The organism is Nocardioides ultimimeridianus (genome assembly GCF_054777895.1).
In genome coordinates this window covers 18,307-36,903 of record NZ_BAAHAB010000013.1, presented here as the reverse complement: position 1 = coordinate 36,903, position 18,597 = coordinate 18,307, and the positions used below count along the sequence as shown (strand labels likewise).

The window sequence follows — 18,597 nt, the reverse complement described above, 5'->3', positions numbered from 1 at the left end:
CTCCCTCAGTCCCAGTCCAGCCCGCCACGACGCCATACGTAGGCGTAGGCGACGAACACGGTGGCGATGAACAGCACCATCTCGAGCAGTCCGAACCAGTGCATGGCGTCGAAGTTCACGGCCCACGGGTAGAGGAAGACGATCTCGATGTCGAAGACGATGAAGAGCATCGCGGTGATGTAGTACTTGATCGGGAACCGGCCCGCCAGCGCCTGCGGGGTCGGCTCGATGCCGCACTCGTAGGCGTCGGCCTTCGCGCGGTTGTACCGCCGAGGCCCCACGAACGCACTCATGGCGACCGAGCCGACCGCGAACGCGGTGGCGATGCCGGCCAGCACCAGGATCGGCACGTACAGCTGCATGGGGCCCTCCCTCTGTGATCTTGTGAATCAGATCACTAGTGGTGTGGCACACATATTGCCACTCCCCCCGCGACATCCGACAGGGGGTCGGGTCGACGCGCCGCGGACCCCGCCGGACGGTCCCCCGTCAGCTGGCGGCCTGCGTGCGCCACCAGTCGACGGTCGACTTCAGCGCGACCTCCAGGGGCGTCGGCGCCAGGCCGAGGAGGGCCTCGGTGCGCGAGGAGTCGAGCACGAACGGACGCTCGAACTGGTAGGACATCTCGGTGAGCTCGCGGGTGCCAGCGTGCACCAGCGCGACCGCGCGCAGCAGCGGGGACGGCAGGACGCCCATCTTCGGAGCCTCGACCCCGGCGGTCGCGGCCACGGCGGCGATCAGCTCGCGCTGGGTCAGGGGCGCCGACGTGGGCGCGTGGAGGACCGAGCCGTGCACCGCAGGGGTGGCGGCGGCGCGGATCATCGCGGCCGCGAGGTCGGGCACATAGGTCCAGGAGTGCGGCTGGTCGAGGCTGCCGATGACCCGCATCGTGCGGCCCGCCAGCACGGTGGGCACCAACCGCTCCCCGGCGTGGGCGTTGCGCACCAGCGGGCCGAAGAAGTCGGAGGCCGCGACGCTGACGTTCGGCGTCTCCGACGCGGCACGCGCGGCCAGCAGCTCGACGCGCACGGCCGGCTTGCCGAAGTCCGCGTTCCGCGGCGAGTCCTCGGTCATCGGCGCCGTCACCCGGCCGTAGGCGTACAGGCTCTCCGGGAAGACCACGACGGCGCCGACGCGGCCGGCGGCCTCGAGGACCGCGCGCTCGGCGGCCGGGAGCTCGGCACGCCAGGTGGCGGCGGCGTACGCCGATCCGTGGATGCAGTGGTGCACGGCGATCGCGCCGGCGAACGCCTCGTCGAGGAGCTCGGGTCGCGAGGCGTCGACGGAGCGTCGCTCGATGAGCGGGTGGTCGGGACCGCTTCCCGAGCGGGTCAGGACGCGCACCTGCTCGCCCGCCTCGGCGAGCTGGAGGGCGATGGTGCTGCCGACGGGACCGGCACCGGTGACGACGTGGAGGGACATGGGGTTCTCCTTCTGGCTGATGGGTAGATCGAGAGCACCGCTCTCTGTTTGCGACTCTGTCATGGGAGCGACCAGAAAGCAAGAGCACCGCTCTCTTTTGCTGCTGGCGATCTGTAGAGTGGGCCCATGACCACACCGCGTGAGCGCGCCCGCACCCAGACGATGCGCGAGATCGTCGAGATCGGCCGGCGCCACCTCGCCGAGCACGGCGCCGCCGCGCTCTCGCTCCGTGCCGTCGCCCGCGACCTGGGCGTCGTCTCCTCTGCGGTCTACCGCTACGTCAGGAGCCGCGACGAGCTGATCACCCTCCTCGTCGTCGAGGGGTACGACGAGCTCGGTGACGCCGTCGACGCAGCGGTTGCCGCCGCGCCGGCCGGCCGCCACCGGGAGCGGTTCCTGGCCGCCGGACGGGCCGTGCGCGGCTGGGCGCTGGCCGAGCCGGCGACGTACGCCCTGCTCTACGGCGGACCGGTGCCGGGCTACGCGGCACCCGAGGAGCGCACCACCGGCCCGGGTACCCGGGTGGCCCGCACGCTGCTGGAGATCCTGGCCGAGGCGCACGCCGCCGGCCGGCTGGAATCGCCGCCGCGGCTGCGGGTCGGCCCCGGCCTCGCGGCGGGCCTGGCCGGCATCCGCAGCCAGTTCGAGCTGGACCTTCCCCAGGCCGTCCTCGTCCGGGCGGTCCTCGCCTGGACCGGGCTGTTCGGCGCCGTCAGCTTCGAGGTGTTCGGCCAGTACGGCCCGGACGGGCTGGGCGATCCCGAGGCCCTCTTCGAGCTGCACCTGGCCGCGGTCGCCGACGACCTCGGGCTCCCGGCCGCGAGGGCTCCCCGGCCCCGCTCGTGAGGATCCCGGGCGAAGCGCCGGCGCTCAGCGGGCCGGGCTGCCGGCCAGGAGCTCGGGGGGCACGAGGGCGGCCGGCAGGGTCAGGTAGGCCCGTCCCACGCGCGCGCTGAACACGGAGCCGACGACCTGCGGACGCATCAGCTCGGCGACGACGTACTCGGTCGTTCCTGCCGCCGTCGTGACCGCGAGCCGCCCACCGGCGTAGCTGGAGGCCGCGACGAACCCGTCGGGGTACTGGCGGCGGGTCACAGCCGCCACGGCCCTGAGCTGGAAGGCCACGCCCGCCACGATGACGGCGACGAGCACGTAGCCCAGCAGGTTCGGCCCATCACCGTCGACAAGCGGCAGCACGAGGAGGACGCACACGGCGAGCAGCCACAGGAGCAGCGCCGAGGGGCGCAGCACCAGGACCCGGGCCCGGTCCCGCACCAGCCGTGTGCGGGCCTCGCGCGTCGCCGTCCACGTGCGTCGTCCCGGCGCAGCCGGGTCCAGCAGCGGGGGCAGCCGGGGGGCGGTCGCATCCCCGTCGGTGCCGAGCAGGGCGACGACCGGATCCGGGAAGAGGGCCCGCGGGAACCAGCACCGCCGCCCGCTGAGGCTGTCCTTGACCCGGACGCCGCCTCCACGGACCACCGGGTCCTGCCAGCGGGCCAGGGGCGCCTCGGTGATCCCGGCCGCCGCCGTGACCCGGATGTCGGCGCCGTCGACCTCCACGCTCGCGGTCGAGCCCACCGGATAGTTGCGGGCGACGGAGCGGCGGCTGAGCCCATAGCTGAGCGGACCGACGACCACCAGCATGATGCCGACGACGATGAGGGTGGCCGGCCAATCGATCCCGTCGCCCGAGCTGAGCGCGCCGACGAGGGCACCGATCACGGCGAGGAGGGCGAGCTTGACCAGCGAGCTCGCGAACACCGCCCGCAGGTAGCGGCGCTGCTCGCCCGGCGTGACCGTCCACTCGACGCGCACGTCGCGGCGCTCAGGCGGTCGCGCGGTGCAGGGCGACGATGCCGCCCGAGAGGTTCTTCCACTCCGGCGCGGTCCAGCCGGCGGTGGCGATGAGGTCCGCGAGGCCCTGCTGGTCGGGCCAGGCGCGGATCGACTCGGCCAGGTAGACGTAGGCGTCCGGGGACGAGGAGACCGTCCGGGCGACGGCGGGGAGCGCCTTCATCAGGTACTCCATGTAGACCGTGCGCCAGGGCTGGAAGGTCGGGTGGCTGAACTCGCACACGACCAGCCGGCCGCCGGGCCGGGTGACCCGGCGCATCTCGGCGAGGCCGGCGACCGGGTCGACGATGTTGCGCAGCCCGAAGGAGATGGTCACCGCGTCGAAGGTGGCGTCCTTGAACGGCAGCCGGGTGCCGTCGCCGGCGGTGAACGGGAGTGCGGGGAGCTGCTGCTTGCCGACCCGGAGCATGCCGACCGAGAAGTCGCACGGGATCACGGTCGCGCCCGCGTCGGCGAAGGGCTGGCTCGACGTACCGGTGCCGGCGGCGAGGTCGAGGACCCGGTCGCCGTACGACGGGTCGACCGCCGCGAGCACCTCGCGGCGCCAGCGCCGGTCCTGGCCGAAGGACAGCACGTCGTTGGTGATGTCGTAGCGGCGGGCGACCGCGTCGAACATCCGCCGTACGTCGGCGGGCTGCTTGTCCAGCTCGGCGCGGGTCATCCGTCGATCGCGGCCGTCAGGTACGCCGCCGCCTCGTCCATCGAGGTCGAGCTGGCGTAGACGTCGTAGGTGTAGCCGTCGTGCTCGGTGCGGCACTCGGAGGTGCCGTACATCTCCGGCGACGCGGCGGACGTCGAGGTGGCCGCCTGCGCGTCCTGGTAGACGCCGGCGCACTGGTAGCCGTCGATCACGCGCATCGCGTAGTGGCCGGCACCGTTGTCGATCGCGGTCGGGCCCTGCGGGAACACCAGGCCGGGCGAGGTCGCCACCACGCTCACGCCGATCGAGATCGGGCCGCTGCCCGGCTGCAGCCGGTCCTGGTGGCCGAGGTCGATGTAGGTGCGGTAGCGGGCATCGCCGTACAGGTCGGTGAGCTGCTGCTCGGTCTTCTTGTCCGAGGTGACCGTCGTGGCGCGCAGCTGGTCGAAGTCGGTGCCCGTGGCCGCCTGGGCGCCGAGGGCACCGGTCACCTCCTCGGAGGTGAGCGTCGACAGGCCGAACACCTGGGCCCCGAGCGTGTCCGGGAGCTTGGGCAGGGCCTCGGCCTTGGGCAGGCCGACGGCGAAGCCCACGAGGCCGCCGAGCACCAGGATGCCGCCGATGATCCCGACGATGGTCGCGCGCGTGATCCGCATGGGGCCCATCATGCCGCGCGGGGTCCCGGCGGCGGCGTACGGGGTCAGCCCTCGGGAAGGTCCTGGCCGTCACCCAGCCGGACGTAGTCCTGGCCGTTGGCGCCGAGCAGCCGCCCGAAGTGGCCGTCGGCGATGGCGAGGCCCACGTCGGAGTAGACGCGGTCGTGGATCGCGACGTTGCGGCGCGCGCCCACGGCCCGGGCGAAGTCGATGCCCTCGCTGATCTTCATCCATGGCGCCGACACCGGCGTGAGCAGTACGTCGACGCGCGGCCGGTCGTGGTGCCGGTGGTGCCTCTCCTCGGGCACGGTGAGCGCGTCGCCCGGGTGGTAGACGACGCTGTCGCCGAGGGTGAGCAGGTAGCCGCTGTTGTGGACCCGCGGGAGGTCCTCGTGGATGACGGCGTGCAGCTCGCCGACCGCCGTGACGCCGATCGGCCCGATCTCCCAGGACAGGTCCGGGGTGATGACCGTGACCCGCTCGGCCACCTCCGGCGACTGGCCGCGGAGGTCGTCGGCGACGGCCTGGACGGTGTAGATCGGCGCGTCCGACCCGACCAGCAGGTCGGGCTGGCAGTGATCGGGGTGGTCGTGGGTGATCAGCACCGCGTCGGCGCCGGCCACGTCGGCGGGGGTGCAGAACATGCCCGGGTCGACGACGATCGTCGTACCAGCGTGCTCGAGGCGGATGCAGGCGTGGGCGTGCTTGGTCAGACGCATGCTGCCGACGCTAGCGCGACCTACCCCGTGAGGTGGTGGACGAAGCACCAGCGCCAGTCCTCGCCCGGCTCGACCGATCGCATCACGGCGTGGCCGGTGGAGCGGAAGTGCGCCGTCGCGTGCCGCAGCGGGCTGGAGTCGCAGCAGCCGACGTGGCCGCAGGTCAGGCACATCCGCAGCGCCACCCACTGCGAGCCGGCCTCGATGCACTCGGGGCAGACCATGGGGGTGCCGGCCGGGAGCTCGCGCAGCGGGGTGCTGGCGAGGTGGTCGCAGCCGTCCCGGTTGGCCCGCGCCCCGGCGGTGCGGATCTCGGCACGCTCCGACTCGGCGGCGTCCAGCATCGACTCCTCGATGTCGAGCATCGCCAGCACCTCGCTGACGACCTCGGACGGGACCGTGCCGGTCGAGCGGATCTCGAGGACGCGCGCCCGCTCGGCCTCGATCATCTCGGTGCGCCAGCGCGAGTAGCGGTCGCTCGGGCTCTCGATGCCCTCGGTGGTGCCAAGCCGCTCCCAGGCGGCGAAGTTGCGCTGCTCGATGCGCTGGGTGATCACATCCCGTACGCCGTGGGTGTCCTCGGCGTCCTCCTCCGCGAGCGCGTCCAGCCGGCAGAAGCCCGCCTTCGCCGCCTGCTGGAGGAGGGTCGCGCGGGCGAGGGCGTCGTCCATCGGGTCGGGACCGGCGACCTGCAGCCGCTTGGCGACCATCGGCAGCGTCAGCCCCTGGCCCAGCAGCGTGCCGGCGACCACGGTGAAGGCGGCCAGCAGCAGGATCTCGCGGTGCGGGGTGTCGACCGGCACGATGAACGCGGCGGCGAGCGTGACCACCCCGCGCATGCCCGCCCAGCCGATCAGGAACGAGTCGCGCCAGTCCGACACGTGGCCGGTCACCGGGTCCGGGCCGGGCCGGATCAGCAGCATCCGGGCCATCAGCACCCAGCCCATCCGAACCACCACGACGGTGACCAGCACCGCGAGGCAGACCTCCAGGATCGAGCGGACCGGGGTGCTGCTCGCCCGCACCTCGTCGATCAGCCACTTGGTCTGCAGGCCGATCAGGAGGAACACCGTGTGCTCGAGCACGAACGCGATCGTGCGCCAGTTGATCCGCTCCGCGACCCGGGACTGGGCGGTCTGCAGCAGCGGCGCCTTGTGGCCGAGCAGCAGGCCGGCCACGACGACGGCCACCACGCCGGAGGCATGGATCTCCTCGGCGGCGAGGTACGCCGCGAACGGCACCACGAACGACAGCGCGGTGTCGAGCAGGGGGTCGCCGATCTTGCGGCGTACGAAGCCGACGACGAGGAAGGTCACGAAGCCGAGCAGCGCGCCCCCGCCCGCGGCGACCACGAAGTCCCAGCCGATCTTCCAGGCGCTGACCGTGGCGCCGAGCGCGGCGATGGCGGTGCGGAGCGCGACCAGCGCCGACGCGTCGTTGAACAGCGACTCGCCCTCGAGGATGGTGACCACACGACGAGGGAGCCCGATCCGACGGCCGATCGCCGTGGCCGCGACCGCGTCCGGCGGCGCCACGACCGCCCCGATCGCGAACGCGAGCGGCCAGTGGATCTCCGGCAGCACCAGGCGGACGACCGCCGCGACCACGACCGTCGAGGCGGCCACCAGACCGACCGAGAGCAGCAGGATGGAGCGGCGGTTGGCGTTGAAGTCGACCAGCGAGGTGTTGAGCGCGGCGCTGTAGAGCAGCGGTGGCAGCAGCCCGAGCAGCACCACGTCCGGCTCGAGATGGATCGTCGGCACCCCCGGGACGTACGACGCCGCGACGCCCACCACGATCAGCACGAGCGGCGCGGGGGCGTCGTACTTCTCGGACAGGGCGGTGACGACGAGGACCGTCGCTGCCAGGGCGACGAGGAGGAGGGCGATCTCCATGCCGCTCATCCTCCCTGGTGGGCGAGCGCGCGGATGGCGGCGTCCAGCGCGCGGCGGTCCTGGCGGCCGACGACGGCCTCGACGACCTCGATGCCGCCGTTGGGCGTCGCGAGGGCCTGCTCCAGCTCGGGCCTCGAGGTGACGCGCAGGTGGGGCACGCGGTGGGCGGCGCACAGGCCGGCGAGATCGGTGCGGTGCGGGGTTCCGAAGACCCGCTCGAACGCGGGTGCCAGGTCGGGGTCGCCCTGCTCGAGGGTGGCGAAGATCGAGCCGCCGTCGTCGTTGGGGACCACGATGGTCAGGTCCGGGCGCGGCTCGTCCGGCCCGATCAACAGGCCGTTGGCGTCGTGCAGGAAGGTCAGGTCGCCCATCAGCGCGAAGGCGCGAGTGGTGCGGGGCCGGCCCAGCGTCGCGCCGATCGCGGTGCTGACGGTGCCGTCGATCCCGGCGAGGCCGCGGTTGGCGATGAGCATCCGGTGCTCGCCGACCGGAGGCGGCCGGTGCATCAGGTCGAGGTCGCGGATCGGGTTGGACGCGCCGACCACGAGCAGGCCGCCGGCCGGGAGGGCCCGGGAGACGGCCCCGGCGACGTCGTACGGCGTGAGCGCGGGCTGCTCGGCCAGCAGCCGGTCGATGCGGCGGCCGAGGTCGCGGTCGCGCTCGTGCCACTCCTGGAGCCACGCGGGGTCGTCCGGGGCGTCCTCGGGCCACACCGGCTCGCCCGCCTGCCTGCCGGCAGGCAGGAGCGGCCACACCCCCGGGGCCGGCACCACGATCGTCTCGACGTCGGCCCGCTCGATGAGCCGGGTGACCGGCCGGGAGAGGTTGGGGCGGCCGAAGACGACGACCCGCTCCACCCGGTCGGCGAGGTCGGTGGTGAGCAGCAGCCGGCCGCAGCGCAGCGCGCCGTCGCCGGTGCGCGAGCCGCTGGTCGGCTCGGCGATCAGCGGCCAGCCCGCGGACCGGGCCAGCCAGCGGGCCTGGGCACCGGAGTCGTCGCCCGCCACGACGACGGTGTGGGGGCCGCGGGGCAGGGGGGTTCGTCGTACCTGACCAGCGCGTTGGATTTCCGCCGCGGATCCAACGCGTTGGTCAGGTACGACGGGCAGGGAGGCCGGCGTGAGAGGGGCGTCGAGCTGCAGGTTGAGGTGCAGCGGTCCGTCGACGGCCAGGTCGGGGAGGTCGGCGAGCGTCGCGACGTCGTACGCCGGCACGAAGCCGCCGAAGATGCCGACCTGGTCGGTGGTCTGGTTGGCGCCCGTGGCGCGCAGCCGGGCGGGGCGGTCGGCGGTGAGGAGGACCAGCGGCACCCCGGAGTGGGCGGCCTCGAGGGCGGCCGGGTGCAGGTTCGCGACGGCCGTTCCGGAGGTGCAGACCACCGCCGCGCGGGCACCGACCTTCGAGAGCCCGAGCGCGAGGAAGCCCGCGGACCGCTCGTCGATGCGCACGTGGAGGCGCAGGCGGCCGGCGCGCTCGGCCGACCAGGCGGCGTAGGCCAGCGGGGCGTTGCGCGAACCGGGCGACAGCACGACCTCGGTGACCCCGGCCGCGACGAGCCGGTCGACGACGGCGGCCGCGAGATCGACGGAGTCCACGGAGGGGGTGCTCACGAGCGCCGATCCTCCCGCAGCGCGCGGACCTCCGCGAGCCGGGCCTCCCAGTGGGCGACGCGGTCGGCGGGAGCGGCCAGCCGCGCGAGCGCGGCGTCGTCCACCGCCGGCGCTCCGACGGGCAGCGCGCCGTCGACCGGCAGCAGCGACGTCACGGCGACGTCGTCGGTGAGCAGCTGCACGGTCGCGAGCCCGCAGGCGTGCGGCAGCTCGGGCAGGGCGGCGGCGAGCGCGACGCCCGCCGCGATGCCGACCGACGTCTCCAGCGCGGAGGACACCACGACCGGGAGGCCGATCCGCTCGGCGATCTCCAGGCAGGCCCGTACGCCGCCGAGCGGCTGCACCTTCAGCACCGCGATGTCCGCGGCCTCCAGGTCCCGGACCAGATACGGATCGGAGGCCCGCCGGATCGACTCGTCGGCCGCGATCGGGACCGCCACCCGGCGGCGGACGAGGGCGAGATCCTCGACGGAGGCGACCGGCTGCTCGGCGTACTCCAGGCCGCCGGCGGCCCGGTCCAGCACCGCCAGCGCCGCGACGGCCTCCTCCACCGACCAGCCGCCGTTGGCGTCGACCCGCACCAGCCCGCCGGGGCCGAGGGCGTCGCGCACCGCCGCGACGCGCGCCTCGTCGTCGGCCAGGGTCTGTCCGGGCTCGGCGACCTTCACCTTCGCGGTCCGGCAGCCGCCGGCACGCACGATCTCCTGCGCCCGCTCCGGCCCCACCGCGGGCACCGTCACGTTGACCGGCACGGCGGAGCGCACCGCTGCCGGCCAGTCGCCGCGCGCCGCCTCCTCCGCACACCGCAGCCAGGGCTCGGCGACGTCGGCGGGGTACTCCAGGAACGGGCTCCACTCGCCCCATCCCGCCGGCCCCTCGACCAGCGCCACCTCCCGGACGGTGATCCCCCGGAAGCGCGTCCGCATCGGGATCGACAGCACCCTCACGCCCGCTCCTTGAGTGCCATCCGGTCCACCTTGCCGTTGGGCAGCAGCGGCAGCTCGGGCAGCACGACGAGCTGGCGCGGCGCCCACGCACGCGGCAGCTCCGAGGCCACCCAGTCCCGGACGTCGTCGAGCGAGGGCGAGCGGTCGGTCGCCACGAACGCCACCACCCGGTTCCCCCACTCCTCATCCGGTACGCCGAGCACCTCGGCCGCCTGCACCCCCGGATGCGCCCGCAGCCGGGCCGCCACGGCCGGGCCGGGGATGTTGACCCCGCCGCTCACGATCACGTCGTCGATCCGACCGGTCACCCGCAGCAGGCCGTCCTCGTCGAGGCGGCCGGCGTCGGAGGTGAGGTACCACCCGTCGACCAGCGTCTCGGCGGTCAGCTCCGGCGCGCCGTCGTACCCCTCGAACAGGGTGGGCCCCGCGATCCGGATCCGGCCGCCCTGGCCCAGCGCCACGGCGACACCGTCGAGCGGCAGGCCGTCGTACACGCACCCACCGGCGGTCTCCGCTGCGCCGTACGTCGCCACGATGCGGACCCCCGCCTCCGCGGAGGCGGCCCGGAGCGAGGGATCGATGGGCCCGCCGCCGAGCAGCACCGTGTGGGCACGCGCGAGCGCGGCCGCGTCGTCGGGCGAGGCGAGCATCCGCACCAGCTGGGTCGGCACCAGCGAGGTGAACCAGCCCTCCCCCGCCGGCCAGCCGGACCGCTCGAGCAGCATCGGCTGGTGCCCGGCCACCAGTGACCGGACCAGCACCTGCACCCCCGCGACGTACGTCGACGGCAGCGCGAGCACCCATGGACCGGTCGCCCCCAGCCGCGTGGCCGACGCGGCGACCGACGCGAGCACGGCCGAGCGCGCGAGGACGACCCGCTTCGGCGTACCGCTCGAGCCGGAGGTCTCCACCAGGAGCCGCTGTGAGCCGTCGCCGTCCAGCCACGACCGCAGCGACGCGACAACCGTGTCGAAATCGTTGTCGGGTCGCAGGAAATGCATGCGACAGACGCTAGCGGCACGGGACAGAATGCGGGCATGCCGCCCGACTCGGGGCAGGGCTCGCGGCGAGGCTTCTGGCAGCGCCTGATCCCGCCGACCCCACTCGCCCGCCGCCTCGCCACGCAGTCGTTGCTGTTCTCCGTCGGCGAGGGCACGTTCAACACGGGCAGCGCGGTGTTCCTGACCAAGGTGGTCGGGATGTCGGCGGCCCAGGCCGGCCTGGGCATCACGCTCACCATGCTGGTCGGCTTCCTGGCGGCGTACCCGATGGGGAGGGTCGTCGATCGGCTCGGTCCCAAGCGGATGTGGGTCCTCTCCGCGGTGGGCCGTACGGCCGCGTTCGCCGCGCTCCCGTTCGTCCACTCCTTCGGTGCCTACATCGCCGTCGGTGCCGTGTTCGGTGTCTTCGAGGCCCTCGGCGACGTCGCCCGTGAGTCCTACATCCTCGACGTGATGACCCGCGAGGAGCGGCTGGAGACCCAGGCCTACCTGTACTCCTGGCTCAACGCCGGCTTCACCCTCGGCGCGCTGCTCGGCGGCGCGGCGCTGGCGGTCGACAGCCTGACGGTCATCCGGTTCACCCCGCTCTTCGCGGCGGCGCTGATGCTGTGCAACGCCTTCGGCATCTCCCGGATGCCGCGGGCGCCCCACGACCTGCGGGTCGCATCCGGCGAGGCGCGCGAGAAGATCCCCGGCCCGTCCGCGATCCGCAACGTCGGCTGGATGATCACCTCCACGTTCAACGGGACGCTGTGGACGAACCAGGTCCTGCTCAACATCGTGATCCCGCTGTGGCTGGTCGAGCGCACCGACGCTCCCCACGTCCTGCTGGCCTGGCTGTTCGGCACCAACACGGTGCTCTGCATCTTCCTGCCCACCTACATGGCCAAGACGGTCCGCGACGTCCAGAGCGCACGCCAGAAGATCGGCTTCTCGACCGCCTTCTTCGTGGTCAGCTGCCTGATCACGCTGATGACCCACTCGACCGCGGGCCTCATCACCATCGCGCTGGTCTGGCTCGGCCACGTCACCGTCACCGGGGCGGAGCTGTTCCTCTCGGCGGCGAGCTGGACCTTCCAGGCCGACCTGATGGACCCGCGCCGGCGCGGTGAGTACCAGGGCGTCGGCAACGTCTGCAACAAGCTCGGCTTCGTCTGGGCGCCCGCGCTCTACACCTTCCTCGCCATGAACTGGGCCGAGGCCGGCTGGCTGGTCATCGCCGGCATCTCGGTGGTCGCCGCGATCGGGGTCCGGGCCGGCGCCGCCATGGCCGAGAGGTACGCCGAGCAGCACTTCCCGCGGGTCGCCCCGGTCGCCGTGCCGGCGCCGGTGGAGACCGCGTGAGGAACCCGGTCGCCCGCCTCCTCGGCGACACGCCGCTGGTCCGGAGCCTGTCGTGGCAGTCGATCCTGTCGGCGACCGGCGACGGCGCGTTCCTCACCGGCAGCGCGGTCTTCTTCACCCAGATCGTCGGCCTGTCCGCGGCCCAGGTCGGCCTCGGCCTGACCATCGGAGGGATCGCGAGCTTCCTGCTCGCCGTACCCCTCGGGAAGCTGAGCGACCGCTTCGGTGCCAAGCAGGTCTGGTCGGTCACCTGCGTGCTGGAGTGCCTGGTCTACGCGTCCTGGTTCTGGGCGGACTCGATGGCGGCCTTCATCGCCGTGACGGTGGCGCTCGAGTCGGTGCAGGTCGCGGGCCGGGCCGCGCGCAACGCCTACCGGTTCGAGATCTTCCCGCGCGAGCAGCGGGTGCGCAGCAACGCCTACTTCCGGGCGGCGCGCAACGTCGGCTACACCCTGGGCGCCCTGCTCGCCGGCATCGCGCTGGCCACCGGCAGCAACGCCGTGATCCGCGCCGTGCCGATCGCGACCGCCGCCATCCTCATCCTCAACGCGGCCCTGATCGTGCGGCTCCCCGGCCTGCACACCCTGCAGGACGGCGGTACCGAGACCGGGCTGGAGGAGGCGCTGCAGGCCCACGACGGCGGAGCGGCCCTGAAGAACCGCCCGTACGTCGCCACCGCGATCCTCGACGGTGTCCTCGCCACCCACCAGGTGCTGCTCAACGTCGTGATCCCGCTGTGGCTGGTCGAGGAGACCGACGCGCCCCGCGTCCTGCTGGCCTGGCTTTTCGGCACGAACACGGTGATGGCCGTGTGCCTGCAGGTCGCCGCCGCGCGCGGCGTCGTGAACGTGGCCGACTCGCTCAAGGCCCAGCGCCGGGGTGCGTTCTTCTTCGTCGCCTCCTGCGCGATCATCCTGGTCACCCACGACACCGTCGGCTGGGTGACGATCGCCCTGGTCTGGCTCGGCCACGTCACCGTGACCGGCGCGGAGCTGTTCAACTCCGCGGGCGACTGGGGCCTGCAGGCCGAGCTCGCCGACCCGAACCGGCGCGGGGAGTACCAGGGCGTCTCGCAGCTCGGCTACACCGTCGGGACAGTGTGGGCGCCGGCGGCGTACACCTTCCTGGCGATGCACTGGGGCACCGCCGGCTGGCTCACGATCGCCGGCATCATCGTGGTCGCGGCGATCGCGATCCACCCCACGGCGTACGCCGCCGAGCGCCGGCTCCGGCGCGGCGTCCCGGCCCTCGCACCGGACAGCATGGGCGAGCCTGCTTGAATCCCTGACCATGGCCACTCCCCAGCACTGGATCGCCGGTGCGCGCCCCCGCACCCTGCCCGCCGCGATCGCTCCCGTCGTGGTCGGCACGGGGGTCGTGGGATTCCCGCACCCGGGCGACATCGTGTGGTGGAAGGCCCTGCTGGCGCTGGTGGTGAGCCTGGCCCTGCAGGTGGCGGTCAACTACGCCAACGACTACTCCGACGGCATCCGCGGCACCGACGACGAGCGGGTCGGGCCGCTGCGCCTGGTCGGCTCCGGCCTCGCGACCCCGGCGGCCGTCAAGCGCGCCGCGTTCCTGGCGTTCGGGGTGGCCGGGGTGGCGGGCCTGGTCCTCGCCGCCAGCACCGCGTGGTGGCTGCTGCTCGTGGGCGCGGTCTGCGTGGTCGCCGCCTGGTACTACACCGGCGGCTCCAAGCCCTACGGCTACCTCGGCCTCGGCGAGGTCATGGTGTTCGTGTTCTTCGGCCTGGTCGCCGTCACCGGCACCACCTACGTGCAGACGGAGACCTGGCACGGCACCGGCTGGCCGTCGCTCCTCGCCGGCTGCGGGATGGGCGCGCTCGCGTGCGCGATCCTGGTCGCGAACAACCTGCGCGACATCCCCACCGACACCGTCGCCGGCAAGATGACGCTCGCCGTCCGGCTCGGCGACCAGCGCACCCGGGTGCTGTTCGCCACCCTGATCACCGCCGCGTTCGGCGCCCTCGTCGGGCTCGCCGCGCTCACCACGTGGTGGGCGCTGCTCGGGCTGGTGTACGCGATCCCGGGCCTGCGCGCCGCGAAGATCGTGGGCGAGGGCGCGGCCGGGCCGCGGCTCATCCCGGTCCTGCAGAAGACCGGCCTCGCCGAGCTGCTCTGGGCCGTCTTCGCGACCGTCGGGCTGCTCGCGGGCTAGTCGACGTCCTCCTTGGACCTGGCCGCCTCGTAGCGTTCGATCATCCGGTCGGCCCGGCCGGTCACCCGCTGGGCGAACTGCTCACGCGGCCTGTTCAGGATGAAGTACGACGCCGGCGCACTGATCACGACGGACAGCACGATGGCCCAGGTCATCGGCACGTCCTGTGTGATCGCGAACCAGACACCGAAGACGACGATCAGCGTGGCCAGGAACAGGCCGACGCGCAGACCGGTGTAGATCCAGAACTCCTTCACCGGACGCTCCCCTCACGCAGCTCGACAGCCGCCGGAGCCGCGTTCCAGGCCGGCAGCGTGGCGCCGCCGGCGTCGTGGCCGGGCGTGAACCGACCGGGAGCGCAGGGAGCGCCAGCGACCGGAGCGAGCGGGCGGCTCACGGCCGGGGAGACGCCGCACAGCGGCGACACGCTCGGCCCGGCGTAGGAGTGCTGGCTGGCGGAGTTGAAGTAGTTGATGCCGATGAAGTTGAACCACAGGGTGCCCAGGCCCACCAGCGCGAGGACCGCGGCGTTGCGGCCCCGCCAGCCGGCGGTGGCGCGGGCGTGGAGGTAGCCGGCGTACACGACCCAGGTGATGAACGCCCAGACCTCCTTGGGGTCCCAGTTCCAGTAGCGCGACCAGGCCTGGTGCGCCCAGATCGGGCCGGTGATCAGCACCGCGAAGGTCCAGATCGGGAAGGCGAAGGCGTGCACGCGGTAGGCGACCCGGTCCAGCGCGTCGAGGCCGGGGACGCGGCCGAGCCAGCCGGTCAGCGGCGCGCCCTCGGCCTTCCGCTCGGCGCGGGACTTGACCAAGTAGACGATCGAGGTGATGCCGCCGAGGGTGAACGCGCCGGTCGCGATCGCGGCCGAGATCACGTGGATGACCAGCCAGTAGGAGCTCAGGGCGTCGGTGAGCGGCGCGACCGCCTCGTGCAGCACGAGCATCGCGACCATCAGCATCGTGACCACGAAGCCGACGACGAGGGGCGACATCCAGGACAGCCCGAAGCGCTTGTAGAGCGCCAGGTACATCGCGATCACGATGAACGACCCGGTGATCGTGAACTCGTACATGTTGCCCCAGGGCACCCGGTTCGGGTCCGCGGCCATGCCGCGCCCCACGAGGGCCACGAAGTGCACGACGGCGCCCAGGCAGGTCAGCAACAGGCCCAGTCGGCCCCAGAACGCCACCTTCTCCTCGCGGGTACGCCGGTCCGACGGCTCCTCCGGCAGCGCAGACCCGCCCGCCGGCGTACCGCCTGCGGCGACGAGCTCGCCGACCTCCGCCGACGCGCGGGCGGCGGCCGGCTGGCGCAGCATCGCCCACTCGACCAGGTGCGAGAGCAGCGCGAGGAAGTAGAGCACCCCCGCCGCTGAGATGGCGTGGTCGCTGAGCGAGGCCCAATCGGCGTTGGTCACGACGTTCCCTTCTGAAGTCTCCCGACCAGGTCGTCGAGGATCTGCTGCACATCGGCGTTCCCGGAGCGGTCGAGCACGGCGACCTCGACGACGGTCCGCTCCATGGTGCCCTCCCCGTGGCTGTCCGTCACCTTGCGGGCCCGCACCCAGACCCGGCGCGGCCGGATGAAGAGCGAGCAGCACAGGCCGCACAGGGCGAGCAGGACCCCGGCGAGCGCGATCCGCTTGCCCGGCGTCTGGCTGATCTGGACCCGCACCCACTTGCGCACGCCGTTGAACGTCACCGACCCGAGCCCGTTCGGGAGCTTCACCGTCTGCCCCGGCCGCAGGTCCACCCGGTAGGGCATCCCGTTGGCCTTGTGCAGCTGCGTGGCGTGCGTCTTGTCCAGCACGTAGACCGACTGCCCGGTGCCGCTGTCGAGCCCGAGGTCGCCGGTGTAGACGAACATCGCCAGGCGCGGGTTGAGGTCGTTGGGGAAGACCGTCACCGGGTTGCCGTGGACGCTGGCGTAGGTGGGGTAGAACACGCCCTCGAGGCCGATCTGGACCGGCTTGGTGATGGACGGCTTCACGACGCCGTAGGACAGGAAGGTCGAGTCCTGCGGCAGGAAGACCTGCGGCCCGCTGGCGATCACCTGCCCCTTGCCGTTGCGCAGGGTGATGACCGGCGCGTAGCCGTGCCCGATGAGGAAGACCTCGGTGCTGCCGATGTCGAGCGGGTGGTTGACCTCGAGGCCGAACTTCTTATCGGCGCTCTTCCCGCACTGCTCCTGGTAGTCGATGTCGGCCTTGAACTTGACCGCCATCCCGGCCCGGGACCCGGAGGTGAGCCACTGGTCGGTGTAGTCGTCGACCTTGAGGCAGAACGGGTTCAGCTGGCTGGTGCGGAACAGGCTGCCGGGGTTGAAGTCGTCGTACTGGGTGAGGTTGTTGGAGAAGCTCGAGCCCTCCACGATGACCACGCCGCCCGCGAAGCCGAAGAGGCTGCCCATGGCGAACCCGGCGAGCACGACGAGCACCGAGAAGTGGAAGACCAGGTTGCCCGCCTCGCGCAGCTGCCCGCGCTCGGCCGCGACGGCATCGCCCGTCTCGTCCTTGCGGAGCCGGTGGCGCTTGCCGAGGACCGCCCGGGCGTGGGCGAGGACCTCCTCCGGCGACTCCGAGGTCTCGTACGACGCCGAGGCCGGCAGCCTGCCCAGGTTGGCCGGTGCGGCGGGCGGCTGGGCCCGGAACGCCCGGAGGTAGACGCCCAGGCGCGGCACGACGCAGCCGACCAGGGAGATGACGAGCAGCAGGTAGACGGCCGCGAACCACGGCGAGCTGTAGACCGAGAACAGCCCCAGCTTCTCGTAGAGCGGGGTCAGCTGCGGGTGGTCGGTCTGCCAGCGGGTGACGGCCTGCTGGTTCACACCCGTCTGCGGGATGACCGATCCGGGCACCGCGGCCAGCGCCAGCAGGAGCAGCAGCACGATGGCCGTGCGCATCGACGTCAATTGACGCCAGCTCCAGCGCGCCAGCTCGCGCAGGTTCAGCTCACCGGGCCGCCGCTCGGCGCCCTTGTCGGTCTTGCTCACACGCCCACCCACGAGCTGTTGACGGTCTTGAGCTGCACCCACTGGACCAGGTGGTCCCACGAGCCGGTGACCATGAGCAGCCCGATCGCGACGAGGAGCACCCCACCCGCGCGCATGATCCAGACCTGGTGGCGGCGCACCCAGCGCAGCGCGCCGAGGGTCCGCTCGTAAGCCACCGCGGCCACCACGAAGGGCAGGCCGAGCCCGATCGCGTAGACCAGCGACAGCAGGCCGCCGCGGAAGGCTGTGCTCCCGCCGGCGTAGGTGAGGTTGAGGATGACGCCGTACGTCGGGCCGATGCACGGGGTCCAGCCGATCGCGAACAGCGCGCCGATCAGCGGGGCCGCGGCCAGGCCGACGCCCGGCAGTTTGTGGATGCGGTACTCGCGCTGGAACAGCGGGATGACCCCGGCGAAGACCAGGCCGAGCACGATCAGGATCACTCCGAGCACCAGGGTCAGCTCGTGCTGGTAGTGCCGCAGCTGCCCGCCGAGGGTGCCGAAGGTGGCGCCGGCCAGCACGAAGACCACCGCGAAGCCGAGCACGAACAGCAGCGAGCCCAGCAGCATCCGGCTGCGGTGCCGGGCCGCCGCCCCGGACGCCAGGTCGGCGCCGGAGAGACCCGTCGCGTAGGACAGGTAGCCGGGCAGCAGGGGCAGCACGCACGGCGAGAAGAAGGAGACCAGTCCGGCGACGAGGGCCACCGGGACGGCCAGGGCGAGGGAGCCGCCGGCCGCCTGCTCGCGGAACCAGTCCGTCACGTGCCGCTCCCGAGCTCGTCGTCGACGAGGTTGGTCAGCGTCGTCGCGGACGGGATGGTGCCGGGGATGAGGGCCGCGACCCGGCCCTGCTGGTCGAGCACCAGCGTGGACGGCACCGCCGGCGGGTCGTACTTCCCGAAGGCGAGCAGCGTCTTGCTGGCCGGGTCGTAGAGCGACGGGTAGGTCACGCCGCTGGCGCTCTGGAAGGTGCGGGCCTGCGCCGGCACGGCATCGCGGATGTCGATGCCGACGAAGGCGACCTTCGCCGCGTCCTTGCCCTTCGCGTAGGACTTCTCGACCTGCGCGAGCATCGGCATCTCCTTGCGGCAGGGCAGGCAGCCCGACCACCACACGTTGACGACCGTGACCTTGCCGCGGAAGGAGGAGAGGTCGAGCGGTGCGCCGTCGAGCGTCGTACCGGAGACGGCGACGGGGGCGTCGCGCTTGTCGGGCGCGATCGTGGTGACGTTGCCGTCGCCGCCCATGTAGCCGTTGTCGTCCGACCCGAGGCCGCCGCACGCCGACAGCGCCAGGACGGCCGCCAGGCACGCCACGAGAGCAGAGGTACGCCGCACG

Annotated in this window: 19 protein-coding genes; 4 read left to right on the top strand and 15 right to left on the bottom strand. The window is 72.8% G+C overall.

Going from position 1 to position 18,597, the window contains the following annotated elements; all coding sequences use genetic code 11:
• Positions 1-5: 5 nt before the first annotated feature.
• Together ACYU8V_RS13455 and ACYU8V_RS13450 are read right to left on the bottom strand one after the other, a co-directional pair.
• Positions 6-362 carry an NADH-quinone oxidoreductase subunit A gene (locus ACYU8V_RS13455; RefSeq protein WP_460848036.1) on the bottom strand — a complete coding sequence of 119 codons (357 nt, stop codon included), beginning with the start codon at positions 360-362 and terminating at the stop codon, positions 6-8.
• 127 nt (positions 363-489) lie between these two features.
• Entirely contained in the window at positions 490-1,422 is a 933-nt protein-coding gene (locus tag ACYU8V_RS13450; RefSeq protein ID WP_460848035.1) for an NAD-dependent epimerase/dehydratase family protein, read from the bottom strand.
• Between the two features lie 126 nt (positions 1,423-1,548).
• Between ACYU8V_RS13450 and ACYU8V_RS13445 the strand changes: the two genes are divergently transcribed.
• Positions 1,549-2,268, top strand: a complete 720-nt coding sequence (locus tag ACYU8V_RS13445) for a TetR/AcrR family transcriptional regulator (protein WP_460848033.1) — start codon at positions 1,549-1,551, stop codon at positions 2,266-2,268.
• Positions 2,269-2,292: 24 nt separating this feature from the next.
• Here the strand turns inward: ACYU8V_RS13445 and ACYU8V_RS13440 are convergent, their stop codons facing one another.
• Genes ACYU8V_RS13440 through ACYU8V_RS13405 form a run of 8 tightly spaced genes read right to left on the bottom strand, consistent with a single transcriptional unit; the run spans position 2,293 to position 10,744 of the window.
• Positions 2,293-3,237, bottom strand: coding sequence for a hypothetical protein (locus tag ACYU8V_RS13440; RefSeq protein ID WP_460848031.1), 945 nt, complete (start codon positions 3,235-3,237; stop codon positions 2,293-2,295).
• Between the two features lie 10 nt (positions 3,238-3,247).
• Positions 3,248-3,937 carry a demethylmenaquinone methyltransferase gene (locus ACYU8V_RS13435; RefSeq protein WP_460848029.1) on the bottom strand — a complete coding sequence of 230 codons (690 nt, stop codon included), beginning with the start codon at positions 3,935-3,937 and terminating at the stop codon, positions 3,248-3,250.
• Complete coding sequence (locus tag ACYU8V_RS13430; RefSeq protein ID WP_460848028.1) at positions 3,934-4,572, bottom strand: hypothetical protein; 639 nt, start codon at positions 4,570-4,572, stop codon at positions 3,934-3,936. The genes ACYU8V_RS13435 and ACYU8V_RS13430 overlap by 4 nt, the downstream gene beginning before the upstream one ends.
• 44 nt (positions 4,573-4,616) lie before the next feature.
• On the bottom strand, positions 4,617-5,291 hold the full coding sequence (locus ACYU8V_RS13425) for an MBL fold metallo-hydrolase (RefSeq protein WP_460848026.1): 675 nt from the start codon (positions 5,289-5,291) through the stop codon (positions 4,617-4,619).
• A gap of 20 nt (positions 5,292-5,311) precedes the next feature.
• Positions 5,312-7,186, bottom strand: a complete 1,875-nt coding sequence (locus ACYU8V_RS13420; protein ID WP_460848025.1) for a cation:proton antiporter domain-containing protein — start codon at positions 7,184-7,186, stop codon at positions 5,312-5,314.
• 5 nt (positions 7,187-7,191) lie between these two features.
• Positions 7,192-8,796: a 2-succinyl-5-enolpyruvyl-6-hydroxy-3-cyclohexene-1-carboxylic-acid synthase gene (menD, locus tag ACYU8V_RS13415; RefSeq protein ID WP_460848024.1), complete on the bottom strand. Its 1,605-nt coding sequence runs from the start codon at positions 8,794-8,796 to the stop codon at positions 7,192-7,194.
• Positions 8,793-9,743: an o-succinylbenzoate synthase gene (locus ACYU8V_RS13410; RefSeq protein ID WP_460848023.1), complete on the bottom strand. Its 951-nt coding sequence runs from the start codon at positions 9,741-9,743 to the stop codon at positions 8,793-8,795. Before ACYU8V_RS13410 ends, menD begins: the two co-directional genes overlap by 4 nt.
• Positions 9,740-10,744: an AMP-binding enzyme gene (locus ACYU8V_RS13405; RefSeq protein WP_460848022.1), complete on the bottom strand. Its 1,005-nt coding sequence runs from the start codon at positions 10,742-10,744 to the stop codon at positions 9,740-9,742. Before ACYU8V_RS13405 ends, ACYU8V_RS13410 begins: the two co-directional genes overlap by 4 nt.
• 36 nt (positions 10,745-10,780) lie before the next feature.
• Here ACYU8V_RS13405 and ACYU8V_RS13400 point away from each other — a divergent pair, with 36 nt between their 5' ends.
• The 3 genes from ACYU8V_RS13400 to ACYU8V_RS13390 are packed head-to-tail and all read left to right on the top strand — an operon-like array spanning position 10,781 to position 14,266.
• Positions 10,781-12,088 (top strand): MFS transporter, encoded by a 1,308-nt coding sequence (locus ACYU8V_RS13400; protein ID WP_460848021.1) that lies wholly within the window; start codon positions 10,781-10,783, stop codon positions 12,086-12,088.
• A complete protein-coding gene (locus tag ACYU8V_RS13395) occupies positions 12,085-13,368 on the top strand; it encodes an MFS transporter (RefSeq protein ID WP_460848020.1) in 1,284 nt (427 codons plus the stop codon). The genes ACYU8V_RS13400 and ACYU8V_RS13395 overlap by 4 nt, the downstream gene beginning before the upstream one ends.
• A gap of 10 nt (positions 13,369-13,378) precedes the next feature.
• Positions 13,379-14,266 (top strand): 1,4-dihydroxy-2-naphthoate polyprenyltransferase, encoded by an 888-nt coding sequence (locus tag ACYU8V_RS13390; RefSeq protein WP_460848019.1) that lies wholly within the window; start codon positions 13,379-13,381, stop codon positions 14,264-14,266.
• On the opposite strand, the gene ACYU8V_RS13385 is transcribed toward ACYU8V_RS13390, so the two are convergent.
• Genes ACYU8V_RS13385 through ACYU8V_RS13365 form a run of 5 tightly spaced genes read right to left on the bottom strand, consistent with a single transcriptional unit; the run spans position 14,263 to position 18,596 of the window.
• On the bottom strand, positions 14,263-14,523 hold the full coding sequence (locus ACYU8V_RS13385) for a DUF4229 domain-containing protein (RefSeq protein ID WP_460848018.1): 261 nt from the start codon (positions 14,521-14,523) through the stop codon (positions 14,263-14,265). The two genes, ACYU8V_RS13390 and ACYU8V_RS13385, sit on opposite strands and share 4 nt — an antisense overlap.
• Positions 14,520-15,686, bottom strand: a complete 1,167-nt coding sequence (gene ccsB, locus ACYU8V_RS13380) for a c-type cytochrome biogenesis protein CcsB (protein ID WP_460848017.1) — start codon at positions 15,684-15,686, stop codon at positions 14,520-14,522. Before ccsB ends, ACYU8V_RS13385 begins: the two co-directional genes overlap by 4 nt.
• Positions 15,683-17,260: a cytochrome c biogenesis protein ResB gene (resB, locus tag ACYU8V_RS13375; protein ID WP_460848016.1), complete on the bottom strand. Its 1,578-nt coding sequence runs from the start codon at positions 17,258-17,260 to the stop codon at positions 15,683-15,685. Before resB ends, ccsB begins: the two co-directional genes overlap by 4 nt.
• Entirely contained in the window at positions 17,257-18,021 is a 765-nt protein-coding gene (locus tag ACYU8V_RS13370) for a cytochrome c biogenesis CcdA family protein (RefSeq protein WP_460848015.1), read from the bottom strand. Before ACYU8V_RS13370 ends, resB begins: the two co-directional genes overlap by 4 nt.
• On the bottom strand, positions 18,018-18,596 hold the full coding sequence (locus tag ACYU8V_RS13365; RefSeq protein WP_460848014.1) for a TlpA disulfide reductase family protein: 579 nt from the start codon (positions 18,594-18,596) through the stop codon (positions 18,018-18,020). Before ACYU8V_RS13365 ends, ACYU8V_RS13370 begins: the two co-directional genes overlap by 4 nt.
• Position 18,597 lies beyond the last annotated feature (1 nt).